Annotated in this window: 17 protein-coding genes; 8 read left to right on the forward strand and 9 right to left on the reverse strand. The window is 36.6% G+C overall.

Going from position 1 to position 19,654, the window contains the following annotated elements; translation table 11 throughout:
* Positions 1 to 170 precede the first annotated feature (170 nt).
* On the forward strand, positions 171 to 1,592 hold the full coding sequence (mltF, locus tag A3Q34_RS04495) for a membrane-bound lytic murein transglycosylase MltF (RefSeq protein WP_070374265.1): 1,422 nt from the start codon (positions 171 to 173) through the stop codon (positions 1,590 to 1,592).
* Between the two features lie 272 nt (positions 1,593 to 1,864).
* Here mltF and A3Q34_RS04500 read toward each other — a convergent pair whose 3' ends face one another.
* The gene (locus A3Q34_RS04500; protein WP_070374266.1) at positions 1,865 to 2,455 is read right to left on the reverse strand and encodes a carboxymuconolactone decarboxylase family protein; all 591 of its coding nucleotides are present in this window, start codon (positions 2,453 to 2,455) and stop codon (positions 1,865 to 1,867) included.
* Between the two features lie 481 nt (positions 2,456 to 2,936).
* Here A3Q34_RS04500 and A3Q34_RS04505 point away from each other — a divergent pair, with 481 nt between their 5' ends.
* Positions 2,937 to 3,707, forward strand: a complete 771-nt coding sequence (locus A3Q34_RS04505; protein ID WP_070374267.1) for a substrate-binding periplasmic protein — start codon at positions 2,937 to 2,939, stop codon at positions 3,705 to 3,707.
* Positions 3,708 to 3,838: 131 nt separating this feature from the next.
* On the opposite strand, the gene cysS is transcribed toward A3Q34_RS04505, so the two are convergent.
* A complete protein-coding gene (gene cysS / locus A3Q34_RS04510; RefSeq protein WP_070374268.1) occupies positions 3,839 to 5,224 on the reverse strand; it encodes a cysteine--tRNA ligase in 1,386 nt (461 codons plus the stop codon).
* A gap of 190 nt (positions 5,225 to 5,414) precedes the next feature.
* Between cysS and A3Q34_RS04515 the strand changes: the two genes are divergently transcribed.
* From A3Q34_RS04515 to A3Q34_RS04525, 3 genes are all read left to right on the forward strand, one after another.
* Entirely contained in the window at positions 5,415 to 5,906 is a 492-nt protein-coding gene (locus A3Q34_RS04515) for a peptidylprolyl isomerase (RefSeq protein ID WP_070374269.1), read from the forward strand.
* Positions 5,907 to 5,915: 9 nt separating this feature from the next.
* On the forward strand, positions 5,916 to 6,671 hold the full coding sequence (locus A3Q34_RS04520) for a UDP-2,3-diacylglucosamine diphosphatase (RefSeq protein WP_231907425.1): 756 nt from the start codon (positions 5,916 to 5,918) through the stop codon (positions 6,669 to 6,671).
* A gap of 150 nt (positions 6,672 to 6,821) precedes the next feature.
* On the forward strand, positions 6,822 to 7,835 hold the full coding sequence (locus tag A3Q34_RS04525; protein ID WP_070374270.1) for a GGDEF domain-containing protein: 1,014 nt from the start codon (positions 6,822 to 6,824) through the stop codon (positions 7,833 to 7,835).
* A gap of 20 nt (positions 7,836 to 7,855) precedes the next feature.
* Here A3Q34_RS04525 and miaE read toward each other — a convergent pair whose 3' ends face one another.
* The 4 genes from miaE to A3Q34_RS04545 form a co-directional block, all read right to left on the reverse strand.
* Entirely contained in the window at positions 7,856 to 8,623 is a 768-nt protein-coding gene (gene miaE / locus A3Q34_RS04530) for a tRNA isopentenyl-2-thiomethyl-A-37 hydroxylase MiaE (RefSeq protein ID WP_070374271.1), read from the reverse strand.
* 323 nt (positions 8,624 to 8,946) lie between these two features.
* Positions 8,947 to 10,053, reverse strand: a complete 1,107-nt coding sequence (locus tag A3Q34_RS04535) for a lipocalin-like domain-containing protein (RefSeq protein ID WP_083278130.1) — start codon at positions 10,051 to 10,053, stop codon at positions 8,947 to 8,949.
* Positions 10,054 to 10,060: 7 nt separating this feature from the next.
* Entirely contained in the window at positions 10,061 to 12,463 is a 2,403-nt protein-coding gene (locus A3Q34_RS04540) for an FtsX-like permease family protein (protein WP_442855268.1), read from the reverse strand.
* The gene (locus tag A3Q34_RS04545; RefSeq protein ID WP_070374273.1) at positions 12,456 to 13,109 is read right to left on the reverse strand and encodes an ABC transporter ATP-binding protein; all 654 of its coding nucleotides are present in this window, start codon (positions 13,107 to 13,109) and stop codon (positions 12,456 to 12,458) included. Before A3Q34_RS04545 ends, A3Q34_RS04540 begins: the two co-directional genes overlap by 8 nt.
* A 519-nt stretch (positions 13,110 to 13,628) precedes the next feature.
* Between A3Q34_RS04545 and A3Q34_RS04550 the strand changes: the two genes are divergently transcribed.
* Positions 13,629 to 15,035, forward strand: a complete 1,407-nt coding sequence (locus tag A3Q34_RS04550; RefSeq protein ID WP_070374274.1) for a sensor domain-containing diguanylate cyclase — start codon at positions 13,629 to 13,631, stop codon at positions 15,033 to 15,035.
* Positions 15,036 to 15,106: 71 nt separating this feature from the next.
* Here A3Q34_RS04550 and A3Q34_RS04555 read toward each other — a convergent pair whose 3' ends face one another.
* Positions 15,107 to 15,901, reverse strand: a complete 795-nt coding sequence (locus A3Q34_RS04555) for an alpha/beta fold hydrolase (protein WP_070374275.1) — start codon at positions 15,899 to 15,901, stop codon at positions 15,107 to 15,109.
* A 260-nt stretch (positions 15,902 to 16,161) separates the two neighbouring features.
* On the opposite strand from A3Q34_RS04555, the gene A3Q34_RS04560 reads away from it, so the two are divergent.
* Positions 16,162 to 16,440: a hypothetical protein gene (locus A3Q34_RS04560; RefSeq protein ID WP_070374276.1), complete on the forward strand. Its 279-nt coding sequence runs from the start codon at positions 16,162 to 16,164 to the stop codon at positions 16,438 to 16,440.
* Between the two features lie 269 nt (positions 16,441 to 16,709).
* The gene (locus A3Q34_RS04565) at positions 16,710 to 17,309 is read left to right on the forward strand and encodes a Yip1 family protein (RefSeq protein WP_070374277.1); all 600 of its coding nucleotides are present in this window, start codon (positions 16,710 to 16,712) and stop codon (positions 17,307 to 17,309) included.
* Positions 17,310 to 17,472: 163 nt separating this feature from the next.
* Here A3Q34_RS04565 and purF read toward each other — a convergent pair whose 3' ends face one another.
* Both purF and A3Q34_RS04575 read right to left on the reverse strand, forming a co-directional pair.
* Positions 17,473 to 18,990 (reverse strand): amidophosphoribosyltransferase, encoded by a 1,518-nt coding sequence (gene purF, locus A3Q34_RS04570; RefSeq protein WP_070374278.1) that lies wholly within the window; start codon positions 18,988 to 18,990, stop codon positions 17,473 to 17,475.
* Between the two features lie 112 nt (positions 18,991 to 19,102).
* Entirely contained in the window at positions 19,103 to 19,585 is a 483-nt protein-coding gene (locus A3Q34_RS04575) for a CvpA family protein (protein WP_070374279.1), read from the reverse strand.
* Positions 19,586 to 19,654: the final 69 nt, after the last annotated feature.

Genomic DNA, 19,654 nt, shown 5'->3' on the forward strand with positions numbered 1-19,654 from the left:
AGTTGCGTTTTCGCAGTTAAAATAATGGAAGAAAAATCGCGCATATTATAGTTTATATAAAGGGTTTTGATAAGCGTTAAAAGTTTAACTTAAACAGTTAATCTTGATAATTGATAAAAAGTGCTTTGAATAAAGCTGGAATCACGCCACAATGACCTTATATGATAAAGATGAATTTTAAAATAGTTAAAAAAATCAGCAAGTTTGTAAGTGTATTCTTCTTGAGTACTTTTTTGCTATTCGGCTGTCAGCCAACAGAAAATAATGCCAGTTTGCAGCGAATAATTGAGCGTGGCTATATTAAGGTCGGTACTATTTATGGCTTAACCAGTTATTATCTAGAAGCTGAAGATGCTGCAGGTTTTGAATATGAGCTGGTAAAAAATTATGCAGACTCATTAGGTGTTGAATTAAAAGTAGTGCCTAGCTACAGCCTTGAAGAACTTTTTGATAAATTAGATAGCGGCCAAGTCGATATATTAGCAGCCGGCTTAGCGGTAACCGAAAAAAGACGTCAAAAATATAATTTCTCTCCTAGTTATGATGATATCAGCCAAAAACTTGTTTTTAAACAAGGTGGCATTCGACCTCGTGACATAGAAGATTTAACGGGGAATTTACTGATCATGGCGCATTCAAGCCATGAAGAAAATCTTATTCAATTAAAAAATAGCCATCGTGACTTAACTTGGCAAATCAGCGATGAATTTGATAGTGAAGAATTATTACTGAAAGTATTATCAGAAGAAATTGACTACACCATTATCGACAGCAATACCCTAGCAGTTAATCGCCGCTATTATCCTGAAATCAGCATTGGCTTTACCATAAAAAAACCACAACCTTTGGCTTGGGCAGTTAGAAAAAATAATGACCAATCAATCTATGCCAGTCTTGTTGAGTTTTTTGGCAAAGTACATCACGACGGTACATTATTAGCACTTAATGACAAATATTATGGTCATGTTGAAGAGTTTAATTATGTTGATACCCGCATGTTTATTAAAGCGGTTGAAGGTAAGCTGCCTCAATACCAACCCCTCTTTCTAAAGTATAGCCAAGAGATTGACTGGCGATTGTTGGCCGCGATTAGTTATCAAGAATCTCATTGGGAACCTCACGCACGTTCTTATACGGGTGTGCGTGGTATGATGATGTTAACTTTGCCAACGGCTAAGCAAATGGGTATTAAAAGTCGCTTAGATGCTGAACAAAGTATTCGTGGTGGTGCTAAATACTTTAAACAAATGATCGATAGAATGCCCGATAGAGTGCCTTTCCCCGACCGTTTATGGTTTGCTCTTGCCTCATATAATATTGGTTTAGGCCATTTAAATGACGCACGAAAAATAACAGAAAAACAAGGTGGCGATCCTGATCGCTGGGTAGAGGTTAAAGATCGCTTACCATTACTAAAACAAAAAAAATATTACAAACCAACTCGATACGGTTATGCCCGTGGTGATGAAGCGGTAAATTATGTTGAAAATATCAGACGTTACTACGACACCTTGACTTGGATGGATAATAAATCAAGAGAAAATGTTCTTCCTCAACCGTTGGAAACTGAAGCAATCGCTATAATAGAATAACTTAAGTTGATAATCTGTGTTAATGTGAAGTTACCTGTTGTTTCACTGAATAACTTTTAGGTTGTCATCAAAGTGAAATATAATTAAGCAATACTCAGTAAGTAGATAAGTTTAAGGAGAGGATAAATGAACAATAAAATTAGACGACAAGTACAAAGTACCCATAGAAAAAGACAGTTACAACGACAAAAGCAGAAGATAAGCACCCGTCGCTTGGGACATTTCCTAATAGAAAACCAATAGAAAATCACTATTGGTTTTCACCAATAACCTTAAGTATGTTTACCTTGAGTCCATGTTGACTCGTTCAATAGCCGATTACCTGCATCAACAGCCCCTGTTTCCATGGTTGTCCCCATAGAGTCATTCCAACGATTTAAAAAGCCAAATAAAGATATAACGCTAAGGATTTCAATAATTTCACCGTTATCCCAGTATTTATGTAGTTCGCCAGATATACTATCGTCAACAGCATTAGGTACACTTGAAGCCGCAAGCGCAAATTCAAACGCTGCTTTCTCCGCTTTACTGTAGCTATCACTGGTTCGAAAAGACCAAATATCAGCTAATCTTTGGTCAGTTCCACCATAGCGCTCTGCCGCTAAAATTGTATGTGCCTCGCAATATCGACAACCTGTATTAGCACTGGTTATATAGCCCACCAAACGCTTTTGTTCAGCGGTTACTCTACCTTCATTTGCCATTACAGCAATATTTAAACTAATAAATGCCTTAGCTATAGCTGGTCGCCGTTGCATGGTCAGCACACTATTCGGACAAAAACCTAACGTTTCATTAAAGAAACGGGCAAGCTCAGCAATGTTTTCATTTTCATCGCCAGCAAGTGGCTCAACTAACGCCATAACTATCTCCAAGTTGTAAACTAACCGTTAAATATACATTAGTACAAACTCATGATATTGCAAGTGCAACATCATCAACTTATTTAGCTGATAGGAAAGTATCAAATAATAAGGCGTTATACGCCATGGAAACGGCGGTGAGATCCAGCAAAATTGACTTTAGCGATAATAAAGTTAACGCGTTCGTTGTTAAGCAGCGAAAAACTACAGAGCAGGCTAAATCTACCCGTGTTACTCATCATCTAGCGGATAATTAATAGGCTCAACGCCAGTAATAATTTATTTTTATCGACAAAAAATGCCATTTTTTGCTTTTAAATTAAGCTTATGTCAATGTAGATGTAACAAATTGTTGCTGTTGGTACCATTGATAGTGCAGTATGATGATATAAATTTGTCTACAATCCACTTCTAGGCAAATAAAGTTACCGTAATATCAGGATCTCGATTCATTAATTAGCTGATGCATGGAAGAAAGAGAATGAAAAAATATATACTCTTAGTTCTATTATTGATTGTAAATAGTCCTGCTCACACTGCTCCTTCAAGAGATTATGCGGTTGGTTGGGAGTTATGGTATCCCTATCAATATCACAATAAAAAACAAGAACTTGTTGGTTTAGATTTCGATATTTTCAATGCGATTATTAAAGAAACTAATTTCAAGGTAACCTTCACTGAACTGCCTTGGAAAAGACATTTACAATACATAAAAACAGGCAAAATGGATATGGCGATGGGTGCATCCTATACGCTTGAACGAGAAGAAAACGCCTATTTTTCTCTACCTTATCGTCTTGAGAAAGTTAATCTTTTTGTCAAAAAAGGCATGGCTGATAAAATTAAGCTCGAGACATTAGCTGATCTGGCTAATTCTAATTATATGATTGGTGTTGAAGGGGGATATTTTTATGGTGAGGAATTTCAAAAACTTATTACAACCAAAGACTTTCAAAGCCATATTAATAACGTTATCGACCTAGAGCAAAATGTAGCACTATTGCTAAAAGGTCACATCGACGGATTTTTGGTCGACCCTGTAACGATGAAAGTTTTCTCTGAAAAATACTTTTTGCAAGATGAGTTTGAGATGCACTCATTAAAAATATACCAAGATAATATTCATATTATGTTAAGCCGTGAATCCTGTACTATTGAAACCCTTAATCTTATTAATAAAGCCATTACCAAATTAAAACAAAGTGGCGAAATTGCTAAAATAATTAACCGCTGGACAGCAAACAATCAGTAATTAACACATTATTGTATTTCGTAAATCATCTAATTTAAAAAGTAACATCCCTTTTAAAACAAAAAACCTCAATAACAATGTGTTATTGAGGTGTCATTTTTTTTATCAACTGGCTGTTAACCGGCTATAAATTAGCTTTTACGCCAAGTGGTTTTGCCAGCACTGTCTTCAACGATAATATTCATCGCCGCTAATTTATCTCGAGCTTCATCAGCTAATAACCAGTTTTTACTTGCTCTCGCATCATTACGTTGTTTTATTAACGCTTCAACTTCAGCGACTTCATCGCTGTCACCTTTTCCTTGTAAAAAACTTGCTGGAGATAGTTGTAATAAACCAATCAATTCTCCCAAACCTTTAAGCGTTGCAGCTAAATAAGGCGCCTTATCACTACTTTCATTTTTAGCGACATTTAACTCTTTGGCTAAATCAAATAATACCGCTAACGCTTGTGGTGTATTAAAGTCGTCATTCATTACTTTAATAAATTGAGCAACAAACGAGTCATCCTTATCTAGTGAAAAATCAGCAAGCACCTCAACATCACGCAAAGCCGTGTAAATTCGTTCTAGAGCAGAACGTGCCTGCTCCAAATTATCTGTAGAATAGTTTAGCTGACTACGATAATGTCCAGAGGTTAAAAAGAACCGAACGGTTTCTGAGTCATACTGGCTGAGCACATCACGAATTGTAAAAAAGTTATTGAGTGACTTTGACATTTTTTCTTGGTCAACTTGCACCATACCCGTATGGATCCAATAATTCACATAAGGGGAATCAAGCGCACAACAACTCTGTGCTACTTCATTCTCATGGTGTGGAAACTGTAAATCTGAGCCACCACCGTGAATATCAAAATGATGACCTAGTTCTTTAGCGCTCATCGCTGAACATTCAATATGCCAACCAGGACGCCCTGCTCCCCAAGGTGATTCCCAACTTGGATCGCCTGGTTTAGCTGACTTCCACAAAACAAAATCCAGTGGTGACCTTTTACTTTCATCGACTTCTACACGAGAGCCGGCTTGTAATTGCTCTAAATTTTGACCGCTGAGTTTGCCATAGTCTGCAAAGCTCGACACAGCAAACAACACATCGCCACTAGCGGCGACATAGGCATGCTCTTTTTCGACAAGTGTGACGATCATGGCAATAATTTCGTCCATGTGCGTCGTTACTCTTGGTTCTATATCTGGTCGTTCAATATTCAAACTATCAAAGTCTTCATGCATTAATGCAATAGTACGCTCGGTAAGCTCGTCTGGTGTTTCGTTATTTTCTTGTGCCCGTTTAATTATTTTATCTTCAACATCGGTGATATTACGGACATAATTTACGTCATAACCAGAAAACCTTAGGTATCTAGCAATGTTGTCAAAGCTAATATAAGTACGTCCATGACCGATATGACATAAATCGTAAACCGTACAACCACACACATACAAACCGACTTTACCTGCTTCAATTGGGGTAAAAACTTCCTTCTGGCGGGTCAATGTATTGTATATCTGTAACATAAGATTTTCTGGCTCCGATCACGATTAAAATAGGGGTAATTAATAGTTAATAAAAATTATATCAATTTTCGATAATTGTACCCGAACAAAGCGCTAGGGTCATTATTTACCTACACATTATCCATAAGTTTGCTTTACAGTTCTGTGCTTTCGTTTACAATTCCCACATCGAAATTGAAGAGTAAATAAAATGATCATTTTAAAAACAAACTTAGGCGATATCAAAATTGAATTAAATTTTGATAAAGCACCTCTTACAGCAAAAAACTTTCAGCAGTATGTTGAAGACGGTTTTTACAACGGCACTATTTTTCATCGTGTCATTAAAGGTTTTATGGCACAAGGCGGTGGTTTTGCTTCTGGTTTAGAAGAAAAAGATTCTCGTGAAACCATTCAAAACGAAGCAAGTAATGGCTTAGAAAATAAGCGTGGCACTTTAGCGATGGCAAGAACACAAGAGCCACATTCAGCTTCAGCTCAGTTTTTTATCAACTTAAGCGACAACGATTTTTTAAATTTTAAAAACGAATCTGTGCAAGGTTGGGGTTATTGTGTATTTGCCGAAGTTGTTGAAGGCATGGACATTGTTGATAAAATGACTCTGGTTGAAACTGGCCGTATGGGTTTTCATGACGATGTACCAACAGAAGAAATCATTATTGAATCAGCGATTGTTGAATAATAAAAATTAGTGACTAACGCAATAAACAACAAATCAGTAACCTACTTTATTGCTGATTTGCATTTAGCGCAAAACAGGCCCGATATAACGGCCTGTTTTTTGTCATTCCTTGAAAAAGATGCCCCTAACGCCGAAACACTATATATATTAGGTGACTTATTTGAATACTGGATTGGTGATGATGATAAAAATCCTTTTGTCGTCGAAGTAGCCCTCGCGCTAAAAGCATTAAGCATGCTAGGTACTCGTATTTATTATATTCATGGTAACCGAGACTTTCTCTTAGGGAAGCGCTATGCCAAAGCTTGTGGCATGACGTTATTACCTGAAGTGGATGTTATTGATCTCTATGGTAAACCCGTCGTTATTATGCATGGTGACACTTTATGTACACGTGATATCGCTTACCAAGCCTTTAGAAAGAAATCTCGTTCTTGGTGGTGGCAAACGATGATTAAAAACTTACCACTGTTTATACGTAAGAATATTGCTGAAAATTATCGCTTAAAAAGCGCCAGTGCAACGGCAATGAAGTCACAAGAAATAATGGATGTCACCGAGACAGAGGTTATTGACAAGCTTGAATTACATCATTGTCAGTTACTTATTCATGGACATACTCACCGCCCTAACATTCATCATATCCAAGCCAATAACCTTCCTGCTCAGCGCATTGTTTTGGGTGATTGGTATGAGCAAGGCGCATGGTTAAAGGTAACAAAAGACAGTATAGAGTTACTTTCTCAAGCCTTTAAAACGCCTTAAACTTATTTTCTCAATAAATTAAATACTACTGTTATAAATAAGTAATATCACGACAAAAAAAATGATTAAACCAGCTATTGTGTCGCATTTTCCATTGAGTTTTCTTTTAATTAACTGTTATTATGTAGAAAAATAATAAAGAGAATTACGATGCAGGGAAGTTTTGATCAAGCGATCAAAGTCGCAGAACAAGCTAAAGAATTTATGCTTTTGCATCTAATTGCGCCCATACCGAGCCATTACGCTGTTGCCTACTGTTATTTTTCAAAAGAAAACTTGTCACTCATAAAAAAAATAGATGGGCAATTAACCAGCAAAAAACCACTCGACGCTATTTTTATCGACGCATTGTTTAATGAGTTTCTTTCTAACAGCCAAAATATCGAAGATAATATTTTTACACCTTTTGGCGAGACACTGAACAGTACCTTAGCGCAACTTGATAACCAAGTTTCAAGCGGACAAGCAGCAATAAGTCACCTCAATAAAATAGAAAAAACGCTTGCTCAGCTAAGTGTAGAAAAGCCTCTCCAAAATATCACTACTTTTTTACTTAATGCTATAGGACAATCGACAGCTCAACATGAGTCTTTATCTACTGAGCTATATAAAGCATCTGAAGAAGTATCACAGTTAAAACTTAAGTTAGAAGAATCTCGTCAAGAAGCCCTAATTGATACCTTAACAGGATTATTAAACCGTCGAGGTTGTGATAAAAAATTACAGGCACTATCACTTGATAACATTCATTCATCATTAGTTATCGATATTGATCACTTCAAAAAAGTGAATGATTCTTTTGGACACAGTATTGGCGATAAAGTGATTCAGTTGGTGGCAAAAATCATCAAAGAACACGTCACACCTGATGACATTCCTGTGCGCTACGGCGGTGAAGAGTTCGTGGTGGTATTATCAAATAAGTCGCAACAATTTGCTCATACGATGGCTGAAAAAATACGTTTGGCTATTGCGAAGTTAAAATTAGTGCAACGTCAAAGTAATACTCAGCTTCCGTCTATTACGGTATCTATTGGGATTGCCGAATTACACAATAACATGACATGGGCAACATTATTTAATAATGCCGACCAAGCGTTGTACCAAGCAAAAAATTCTGGCAGAAATCGTTGCGTATTAGCAAGCGCCAATACTGCTGCTTAACTTGAAAAAACTAACTAAGCTTAAAGAGTCGCTGCAGGTAAGCCACTATGAAACTTAAAGTCTTCATCGGCACTAATAATTAACGTCGCTTCGATATCAGCAAAATATTTTATCCGCTCAGAAATATCGGTTCCAGCAATCTCTGTCGCTAATGATAAGTAGTCTTGATAATGGCGAGCCTCAGAGCGTAATAATGATATATAAAAATCACCCAGACGTTTATCAACATGAGGGGCTATTTTAGCAAAACGTTCACACGACCTAGCTTCGATAAAGGCACCGACAATTAACTTATCAACCATAGCATCAGGTTCAAAAGATTTTACATGGCGAAGTAAGCCTTTCGCGTATCGGCACGGCGTAATACTTTGATATTCAATACCATACTCATCCATCATTTCTAATACTTGGTAAAAATGATGTAACTCTTCTTTTATCAGTAAGACCATTTTGTCGATAAGGCCTTGCCCATGCGCTGAACCTGACTTAGGTAATATGGCTTTAGTTAACTTGTTTTTCGACGGTAATGAGCGCCAATCCCCTTGCCTTTTATAGATTAATTGCTCAAATGGCTGCAGCCATGCCAACAAAGCATCACCGCTTTCTTTATCAACTGCATATTTTCGGATCAAAAACATAGCAGACTGAGCTGCTTTTAATTCACAGACGAGGTGATCAATTAATAGCACGGGTAAATTTTCAGGCTTAACGGCTTCATCAAGCCATGCTTGTGGTGTTTCACACTTTAAGAATGACAATATTGGAGATAATAATTTTGTAGTCGACATTTGGTGAAATTCTTCACTATATACACTAGATGGATATCGATTTTATCATACCCTTATTAATAATTGCGCGGCTATTTTAGAGAAAGTTAACGAGAAAATAATATTGAGTACTTTGATGCGACTTTAAGCGCTACCAACACAAAATAACGGCTTTTTGTGAAACAAAATTATCTCATTCAATCCCCTTATTAGACAGCAAAGAAAGAAAGTAATATTATCAGGCAATAATGACTGCAACTTTTACATATAACTTACGGATGACTTCTTTATTAGTCATTTGACCATGATTTTACAAAATAAAATAACAACTTAATAATGAATAATTAATGGCCAGTAATTTCGGCATAGCCAATACCATTAAAACCACCCGTTGCTTTTACTCGTCCTTCCCAGTAAGGGATTGTTAATTGATTACGCGAATCTTTGGTAATGCTTTCAATAATAATGGTTGGTCTATTCGTTAATTCAACTTGCCATTTACTAGGATAATCGTGGTTATTTAATGTCACGGTTTCAATAATAGATAGTTTAATATCTTCTTTAAAAAGCGGTGTTGTATCGCCATTGGGGTCTATCTCAGTACCGCTACAATAGTAATAATTATTATTATTACCTCTAATACAAAAGAGCATGAGTCCTTGCTTTTCTGATTGAGTGGCTGATTGAGCGTCAACAATACTGAACCAATCCCAACCGAGTTGATTTTTATCAAGTAAACTCGCCGACCACTCTCTGTCATACCATGCATTACCCGTAACGTTATAGGTGTTACCCGCAAAAGTTAGACGGCCTTTTACTTTTAAAAAGGGATAACTAAAGTAATAAGACGCATGACCACTTTGTGTTTTTTGGCTATAGCCCTTGTCGCCATGCAAAACTATTGGGCTATCGCTTAGTGTCAGTGCGATTTCATAGTTTTCATGTGCTGCGGTTAAATTGAGTGGCAAAAATTCGTTGTTGATACTGCTCAACTGCCAATCATCAATACTGGCATCAAACGGCGAGCTAATGACCTTAGCTTGCCTTGCTCGTGAAAACCGTTCAAACGCAACATGATCTTCTTGGTGTTGCATGGCAAAATGAGCGAAATAAAGATTGTTATCCCACCATTTTGACTCAAGATTACCTGGCATTAATGTGCGAAATAATGTCCATTGAACGCCAAAAGTCTCGCCAGTGTCACTTTGCAAATTAGCCGTTACATACCACCACTCAATACCTTGTTCAGCATGAATACCATGATCAGCGGGGAAGATAAGAGGAGTGCCCTGTATTACCGGTTTGCCAATAGCCACTTGTAATTTAGATGATGATGTTGTTTTTTGCTCAGCAGGTTGACACGCAGACAATACAAAAATTAACAACACAAGCGTAAATCGTACAAAAACAAACGGAGTCAATAATACCCCGGCCAAAACGTGTCTTTTTATCACGCGATTATGACTCCTTAGTCGCTAAGTTAGTTAATTTTCGGATCGGTAAATAGGCACATAAAACAGAGACTCCAACTAGCGTTAAGCACGTTATTAATAAACTGCTTAAATCTAAACTAAAGTGAATAGTCCAGCCAAAGGCAATTGGCATGACAAACTTCAATAACGCAAAGCCCAATGCGAAGCCAAGCGGAATAGCAAACAATGCGGTAAAAACCACTACGCCTGCTGTTTGTAGCAATTTCATGGTTAATAATTGCCCTTGTGTCACGCCTAAATTACGTAATATGGTTAATTGTTTTAATTGATTAACACTTAAACTTAATAGGCTGGTACACAAACTTAACAATGCAATAGCGAGAATAAAACCATTGAGTGCTTTGGTCACTACAAACGTATCTTCAAACAAGGCATTAGCTATTTCTTTAAATCTTTTATTGGCTAAAATTTTTGTACTGTCTTGTTTAAATTCGTCAATTAAACGCTCGCTAAAAACAGCAACGGAAGTGCTACTTTTTAGCCGTATTGAATAACCAAAAATATCACGATTTAGTGCCGCTGTTTTCTGGCGTTCCTCTAACGTAAGTAACGATATTTTTGGGTTACCATAATCATAAAAGAACCCTGTTATACGACAAGTAAATTTAGTTGAATTTTGCTTAAATACCATCACGTCATTTAATGAATAATTAAACTTAATTTTACTTTGTTCGTTAGCCAAGCAACCTTGACCATAAAAATTTTCTACATTAATGGCTGAGCCTGAAGTCAGCGAAATATGTTGATAATGTTCAAAGCTATAACCAAAGCTTGCAAGATTCGCAGGTACTTTATTTACATCACCATCACTTTGCATATAGATACTCAACTTCTCAACTTCAGGCAAGTTAGTGAGCGCTTGCCTTAAAGTATTATCGAGCTTATCTGAACGTAAATAAATATCTGCACTTAGTTGTTTTTCAAGATGGGCATTTAACGTATGGCTAAAGCTTTTCACCATAATTTGCATGCCGATAGCACTACCAAGCGCGACTAAAATTGCAATAATAGCAATATGAAGATCTTTTACATGAAGTCGGGTATCGGCATGAAGCCATTGTGTTAATGGATTTGTGATGGTGAACGGTAATGAAACCAAGAGAGACAGTACTTTAGGCACAAGTAAAATAAACAACATTAAAAGCGCAAAACACAGCAGCAAGGCTTGATACTCATTAGTCGCATAATAGAGTAACCCTATGACTGCCGCTAATGTACTGACCAACAAACTATAGAACATCAGTTGACTTTTTTGGGCAACTTGTTTGGCTTGCGCCAAAAGTATTACCCCCAAAGCCGAAATATTAAGGGCAAACCCTAATAAGACATTTGACCATTGCCAATTGATCACAAGCGCTTTATCAAGTTGATACAAGCCAACTAAAGTGCTGTTCACATCAAGCACTAATGCATTAGCAATTAAATAACCACCTAATGTGCCTAATAAAGCAGTGCAAACACTGACAATAATAAGTTCAATGACAAGACTCAATTGAACACTTAACTTAATGCAACCTAATAGCTGCATTTGCTCTATTAATTTTTGTCGCGCAGTTAAGGTCAGTTTTATCGCATTAAAACTCAAAAATGCCGCAACAATATAACCAAGCATGGCAAGTGCAGTCAGATTAAAAAAGAAGGCTTCAGATAAAACATCGAACGATTGTTGCTCTGCATCAATCAACTGTGCTTGCCCATCAATTAGCTCTGCTATTTCTATTAATTGCTGATCGTTAACATGCGAGAGCTCAATAAAACTGAGTTGCCCTTTTGCTGCTAATAAATAATCAGCATTGGCGATATCGGTGATCGCCCAAAGTCCAATATTGTCAGCTAATACAACTTCAGGTTGTTGCTGAGCGTTTTGCAGCGAAAAATTTATCGGCTCACCTGTTTTTGTCACGATGCGTTTTGCAAATTTCGAGTCAACTAATAAAGTAGAAAGGGAAAAGCGTTGAGCTGTTTTGTCAAAATTTTCATCACTTTGTTGGTATTGCGCACGGTTTAACCACAGCAGAGTATCCACACCTTGAATGGCAAGAGTTTCCCCTTTGTTGGTTTTTAATTGACCTCGTAAAACGGGTTGAGTATTGATAAAGCCATGTTGTCGTAAAGTGAGCCATATATTGCCATCAATAAAGTACTTTCCTGTTAATGGCTTAATTAAATGTGTAACGGGGTTATTGATTAATGCGGAAGAATTTTCATAGCGTGTATTAGCCTCTTGATTAAGGCCAGAAATTGCGGTTAATAGTGCACTACCTAGACTAAAACCAAGAAAAAATAACGCCATTAACCAAGGATGTCTTCGATAGAAGGCTAAATGAGTGGCGAGAATAAGTTTAATTTCATTGGTCAAATTATTCAAAATGCCCATCTCTAAGTACTTTTACATGATCAAAGTAATCGGTTAATTGATGGCTGTGAGTCACCATCACCAAATTGATTTTTTGCTCAGTGCATAACTCAGTAAGAAGTTTAACGACTTGGTGCGAGCGCTGCCGATCTAAGTTACCTGTTGGTTCATCTGCAAAAATTATCTGAGGTTTGTTGAGTAAAGCTCTTGCGATGCCAACTCTTTGTTGTTCTCCACCTGAGAGTTTTTCTGGCAGTGAATCAAGCTTACTTTGGAGCCCGAGTTTATTGACGATATGGTCAAATTCATCCGCAGGTTTTTTGGGGTAATTGAGTTTGTGTTGAAAGAGAATATTTTGCTTTACGGTTAAACAGTCAAGCAACTGGTAATGCTGAAATATTAGCCCTATTTTACGACGATAAAGCGCAAGTTCTGTTTCATTCAGTGATGAAAGCTCTTGATTGTTAATATTTACCGAGCCACTATCTGCTTGCAAGAGTCCCGCTAAAATATGCAAAAAAGTTGTTTTACCTGAACCACTATCACCAAGTAATGCGAGGTGCTGTGCTGCAGGTACAAATAAATCGAGTTTATTTAAAATATTTTGTTTGTTGCCGCCATCATTACGGCTAAAAGATAAGTCTTTCACGCAAATCACGGTAACTCCTTATTATTAGGTAGAATATCATGGTAAAAATACTACAAAAGCACCCCAAAGTATTTAATCCCCTCAAATTACCCCTTCATTTAGCCGACACTAAGTGAATAATTAACAATATAAATAAATTTTTTACGGCTCCATTAACTCATACCTCGTGTTTAACACTGATAAAAAAGAAGATAGGCGCTAATAGTGTTGTGGCCGAAATTTCGTAAATAACTAAGCTATGGGGACTAAATTAGTGTCTACTTATCATAACCATATCAAGAATTATCGCTTATTTGCACAAGATGATCAGAAGTGTCTATACTCAAAGTAAGCTTTAAAACAGCGATATCACTTATATCATACCTTATAGATTTATAAATCTATAAGGATACTCGTTTCGATAAACTCAACGCTTAATAAAAGTGTCTGTAAAATTTTAATTTCATGGTTAGACTTTAATGAATGAAATAAGTAAATAGTATCAACTGTGTACTATTGCATAGCTAACACCAAACCAATAGGTTATTGATGAATATTTCTACTGGCAATAAAATCGGTTTTTTATGCTTCATCGTCATATTAAGCATGTGGGGTTATGTTGTCTCTCATATTATTGGTATTTTTGATCTGCAAGCAATTAAAGATAAAAAGCACCATATATATTCGCTAAGCATTGCTAACGAACTACGTCAAAGTTCAGATGACCTAACACGTATGGCACGTACCTATGTGGTTACCGGGGATGAAATTTATAAAGAGTATTACTTTGATATCATTGCAATACGTAACGGGGATTCTCCTCGACCAAACAAATACCCTTCCACTTACTGGTATACGTCACTTACACCAGAACGATTTACTTCAGATAAATTAGGCATACAAGTCCCATTAAAGACCCTTATGGGAAATATGGGCTTTACAGAAAGTGAGTTGTTACTACTTCAACAGTCCCAAGCCCGCTCAGATAATTTAATGTCTATCGAAAAACAGGCTTTTGCGTTAATGAAAGGACTCTACAATGATGGTAAAGGTACGTTTACCCTTAAAGGCGAGCCTGATAGGGCTTCTGCCGTTAAGTTATTGTTTTCACATCAATACCAGCAAGAAAAAACTGCCATCATGCAACCTATTCAAAAATTTATCGAAGCAGTGGAGACTAGGTTAATCGTCGAAGCTGATGAGTTTAACATTAAGCAAAATAAATATTTATGGTACGTCATTTTATTATTGGTTATTTCAACGCTTATGGCGTTAATTATTACTTTTTATGTCAGAAATAAAATTGTTCTCCCCATATTTTCACTGGTTCACGATGCACAAAATATAGCCGAAGGAAATTACCAAGCACGTAGCAAGGTCCTCGTAAAAAATGAAATTGGCTCACTGAGCAAAAATTTAAATAAAATGGCTAACCATATAGAACAAGACATTAATAAATTAAAAAAAATGGCGACAACAGATGAGTTAGTCGGCATTGCTAACAGACGCGCCTTTATGAAATCTTTGCAGCTTGAATTAGAGCGATCCCATCGTTATCAAGTTCCACTGTGTTTATTAATGTTAGATGTAGATTATTTTAAAGTATTTAATGATACCTATGGTCATTCGATTGGCGATGATGTCTTAAAACTTATTTGCAACGTAAGCCAATTGGTACTGAGGGAGAATGATCTGATGGGGCGGATTGGTGGCGAAGAGTTTGCATTCATTCTTCCCGCTACCAACATCGACTTCGCATTAATTGTTGCTGAGCGCATCCGCGCGGCTGTTGATAATGCCTTTCTTATTATTGATAATAAAAAAGTAAAGGTCACCGTAAGTATGGGGGCAACTCAATTAACTAACGCAGATGATGTTGGTTTATTTCTCAAGAGAGCGGATGTAGCCATGTATAAATCAAAGGAAAACGGGCGTAACCAAACCAGTTCTATTTAACCGCTATTGACTAATTTTTATAAGAGAACAAACATAACTTTGTTCTCAAGGGCTAGATATATCTTATAAGATTAGTGTTGTTGAGCGATAAACTCTAACGAATGTTGATTAAAGAGTTCTGGGCTCTCAACATTGCAGACATGACCACATTTATGAATGGTGTGTAATAAACTGTTTTTATGTTGTTTAACCATTTCCATCACCGGTCCCAAAAACATATGGTCTTCCTTGCCCATAATATAAAGGATAGGTATATCAATTTCTTTCTCTTTGAAATAACGCATCAAGGGGTTTACGTCCATCGCTAACTTAAACCAACGAATAAATTCTTTTTGGCACAAACGTTTAGCTTCACGAACAAATAAGTGCCGCGATTCCTTATGGCGCTTTTTCGGCATCATAATAAAAGCAAATAAACGATACAACCACATGTATGGCAGAAAATGCTTAAAGGTATTTCCCAAATAAACCAAGATATTACTACGAGCATTAAAACGAGTGATAGCGCCACCTAGCACCATACTTGATACATATTGAGGCGCAATTTCAGCTATATTACGAATAATTATAGTTCCTAAAGAAATACCAACAAAATGTGCACATCTAATATTGTTATGATCTAAAACATCGATGATATCTTCAGAGACTTTATTAAAGGAGTAATTACTATCAACAAAAGTTTGTACCAGATGACTGGACTTTCCGTGGCCACGAAGATCAAGTAAGAGCACATTATAAGTTTTTTGATAATCTCTGATCTGACGAAACCAAATTGCCGAACTACCGCCAGCACCATGGACAAAAACAACCCATACTTTACTGGTTTTATGTGGATAAATAGTATGGAAAAGAATTGATTTGCTCATTACTTCAAGCACCCTATTACGATGAGTTATACAAACTTAAGAGTAGCTAGTATAGCTAAATTTAAAAAAAATCTCCTAATAAGTTCGCTAATATACCGCCTTACTAGGTTAATACTTTAATGATGTACCCGTCTTAATTGACTATTTTGCGAAAAGATATAATAAAGTTTAGAATAGTTTATCTTCTTAATAAAAAGCCAATATCAATGGCGCTACTATTTTAGGTCCGGGCATTAAAACGTCTAGTCAAGGTAATCAAGATGAAAAAGAAAACAGTAAACAGTCTCTTAAAAAAGCATGACAAACTTGTTCATAGTGAAAATGTTACTGTCGTCTCTCATGTTCAACGCGAACAAGATGAGTGGTTTATTAATACGGTAATGATAAAAGGCTGTGATGCTCCGTTCAAATATAAGCGGAAAAAAGCTTATAAATCGCTTAGCAAACAACAAGTGAATATGACCTATTATACAAGCAATGAAATGATTGCCGGCTTTGAGATAGAAGTTATGAATATTGTTAGAATAAAAGTTGCCTGATTTTCAATTAACACTGATATTTTTAATAGCTCACACTTTTCTTTGAAAGAACAAAATAATATATCACTATATAAACATCTGTTATTTTCGGTATAAAAAGAAGTTATTTGCATTTAATTTAGCTTAATTGCTATTCATCTCTTGACGAAAGCTTCGCCATCTTACATAAATAAGCTATCAATAATAAAAACATTGATCGACACAGACATTTATTAATAAAAAATAAAAAGCAATAAATGTTATTTTGGGGACAGCGAGAGGATTTTATTATGATATTAAATCATATATGGGGATTGTATACTGACCCTAAGAAAGAGTGGCACACAATTGAAAGGCGCCACGAAAGCTTAATGTATAGCATGGTTCATATTCTAACCATAGCGTTAATACCTGCCATTTGTAGTTATTTTGCCGCCGCTCATATTGGTTGGACAATAGGCGTAGGAGATCCAATAAAATTAACTCAGGCAAGCGCAATGACCATGTCTGTCGGTATGTATTTTGGTTTGATCTTTGGTGTTATTGGTTTAGCTTTTTTAATTCAATGGATGGCAAAAACTTTTGATGCTAAGCCAGATTTTACCCAGTCTTTAGAGTTAGCCGCTTACACTGCAACACCGTTATTAATGGTTGGCGTAACCGCGTTATTTCCTGTTTTATGGTTTGTTACTTTAGCTGGACTAGCCGCACTTTGTTATTCTGTCTATTTACTTTACTCTGGCGTACCCATTATGATGAATATTCCAGAAGAAAAAGGCTTTATTTATTCAAGCTCGGTAGTTACTTGCGGATTAGTTCTTTTAGTCTCTTTAATGGCATTTAGCGCTATTATGTTAGGTATGGGGTTTGGCTCTGAATATATATCTTAACGCTTTTGTTATAAATTTAAGTCGATAAGTCATTTATTATAAATATATATCTTTAGCATTTGATGATAAAAAAGCCCGCTTAGTGATAAACTAAGCGGGCTTTTATTTTATTTTATTTTATTTTACTTTATTTTTCTATGGTGTCGTTCAGACAAGTCTGACGCTATTCAGCACCTTCATTGTGCATATCTATAATTGAATCAGCATTTTTATCTGAGTCTTCTTTATTCTCATTATTTCTCATCGCATCTAAACGCTCTAAATAGCTCTGAGTAATGTCTTTAGTTATATATTGACCATCGAACACAGATGTCTCGAATTGTTTAATTTCAGGGTTTACAATGCCCACAGCACTAACTAAGTCTTCTAAGGTTTGAAAAATAAGTTTATCTGCACCAATTAATTGGCAAATATCGTCTAATTCACGGCCATGGGCAATGAGCTCATTGGCACTTGGCATATCAATACCATAAACATTAGGAAAACGAATTTCTGGTGCGGCTGAGGCAAAATAAACATTTTTTGCCCCCGCAGAGCGAGCCATTTCAATGATTTGTCCAGAAGTCGTCCCTCTTACAATAGAGTCATCGACTAACAATACATTTTTACCAGCAAACTCAGTTGTTATCGCATTAAGTTTACGGCGAACTGACTTCTTGCGCTGCTCTTGACCCGGCATAATAAAGGTACGGCCAATATAGCGGTTTTTCACAAAACCTTGACGGTATGGGATGCCAAGGTGTCGAGCAATTTCTAAAGCAGTATCACATGATGTTTCTGGAATAGGGATAACAACGTCGATCTCTACGTCTTCCCATTCTTTTGCTATTTTATCACCCAATTTTTTGCCCATTTCAACACGAGAGCCATAAACAGAAATTTTATCAATTGCTGAATCAGGACGCGCAAAATAAACATATTCAAAAATACACGGGTTGTATGTTGGGTTCTTTGCACATTGCTGGCTGTGAATTTGTCCATCTTCAGTGAAATAAATAGCTTCGCCAGGCGCAACATCACGGACAAATTCAAAGTCGTTTGCATCAAGCGCTACCGACTCAGAAGCAATCATATATTCGATACCCGTAGCCGTTTCACGCTTACCAAAGACTAAAGGACGAATGCCATTAGGATCACGAAACGCCACCATGCCATGGCCGATAATCAAAGCAACCGTTGCATAGGCACCACGAATGCGCTCATGTACATTAGATATTGCAGTAAAAATGTCATCAGGTGTTAATTTCAAATTTTCAGTCAATTGTAATTCATGACCGAGAATGTTGAGTAACAATTCAGAATCAGAGGTAGTATTTACATGACGACGTGCGACATTAAATAACCACTCTTTTAATTCAATCGCGTTGGTTAAATTACCATTGTGTGCAAGAGAAATACCAAAAGGAGCATTGGCATAAAATGGCTGAGCTTCTGAAGAACTTGAAGTACCTGCGGTTGGATATCTAATATGACCAATACCCATGTTACCTTGTAATCGCAACATATGACGCGTATGAAACACGTCTTTTACTAAACCATTTCCTTTACGTAGTCTAAAGGTATTGTTGTGAATAGTCACAATACCAGCAGCGTCTTGACCACGATGTTGAAGTACAGTTAATCCGTCATATAATGCTTGACCTACCGATGTTTTACCAACAATGCCAACAATACCACACATGCGTTTATTCTCCACAGAACTAAGTTTAAGGGCGTTTTAATAACATAAACGCTAAGTAAATAAAAATTATACTAATGAACATCAGCCCCATTTTCATGGCACTACAATAACGTTATTTCAAAAAGCTTGATGAATTCTTTAGGTATTCGAAAAACCATTCAACAATGAGTGTAAACTCGGGGATGAGTTGAGAACTTGCCCACCATGCGGTTGATGACGCTGGCGTAAATGCATCCATAAAAAATAATACTGCGCTGATAACTAACACGCCACGTAATGCACCAAAAACAAGCCCTAGCAGGCGATCGGTTCCAGACAAACCGGTTTTACTGACCAATTGACCAATAAGATAATTTACCATAGCGCCAAGAATTAACGTGGTAATAAAAAGAATAGCAATTGCCGCGGCATTACGTAGGACTTGATCGGAAATGTTTGTCAATAAACTAGCAAGATTTACATAGAAGTGGCTGGCAATAAAGAAGGCACTGATCCAGATAACTAGCGAAACTGCTTCTTTAACAAAGCCGCGAACCAAGCTAATTAATGTTGAAATGCCTACAATTGCCAAGATGGCATAGTCTATCCAAACCATAAATTAATCGTTACCAATGAATATTTACCAGCATAATAAGGCGCGCATTCTAACAGAAACGCCCCTTAT

Source organism: Colwellia sp. PAMC 20917 (assembly GCF_001767295.1).
Classification (GTDB): Bacteria; Pseudomonadota; Gammaproteobacteria; order Enterobacterales; family Alteromonadaceae; genus Colwellia_A.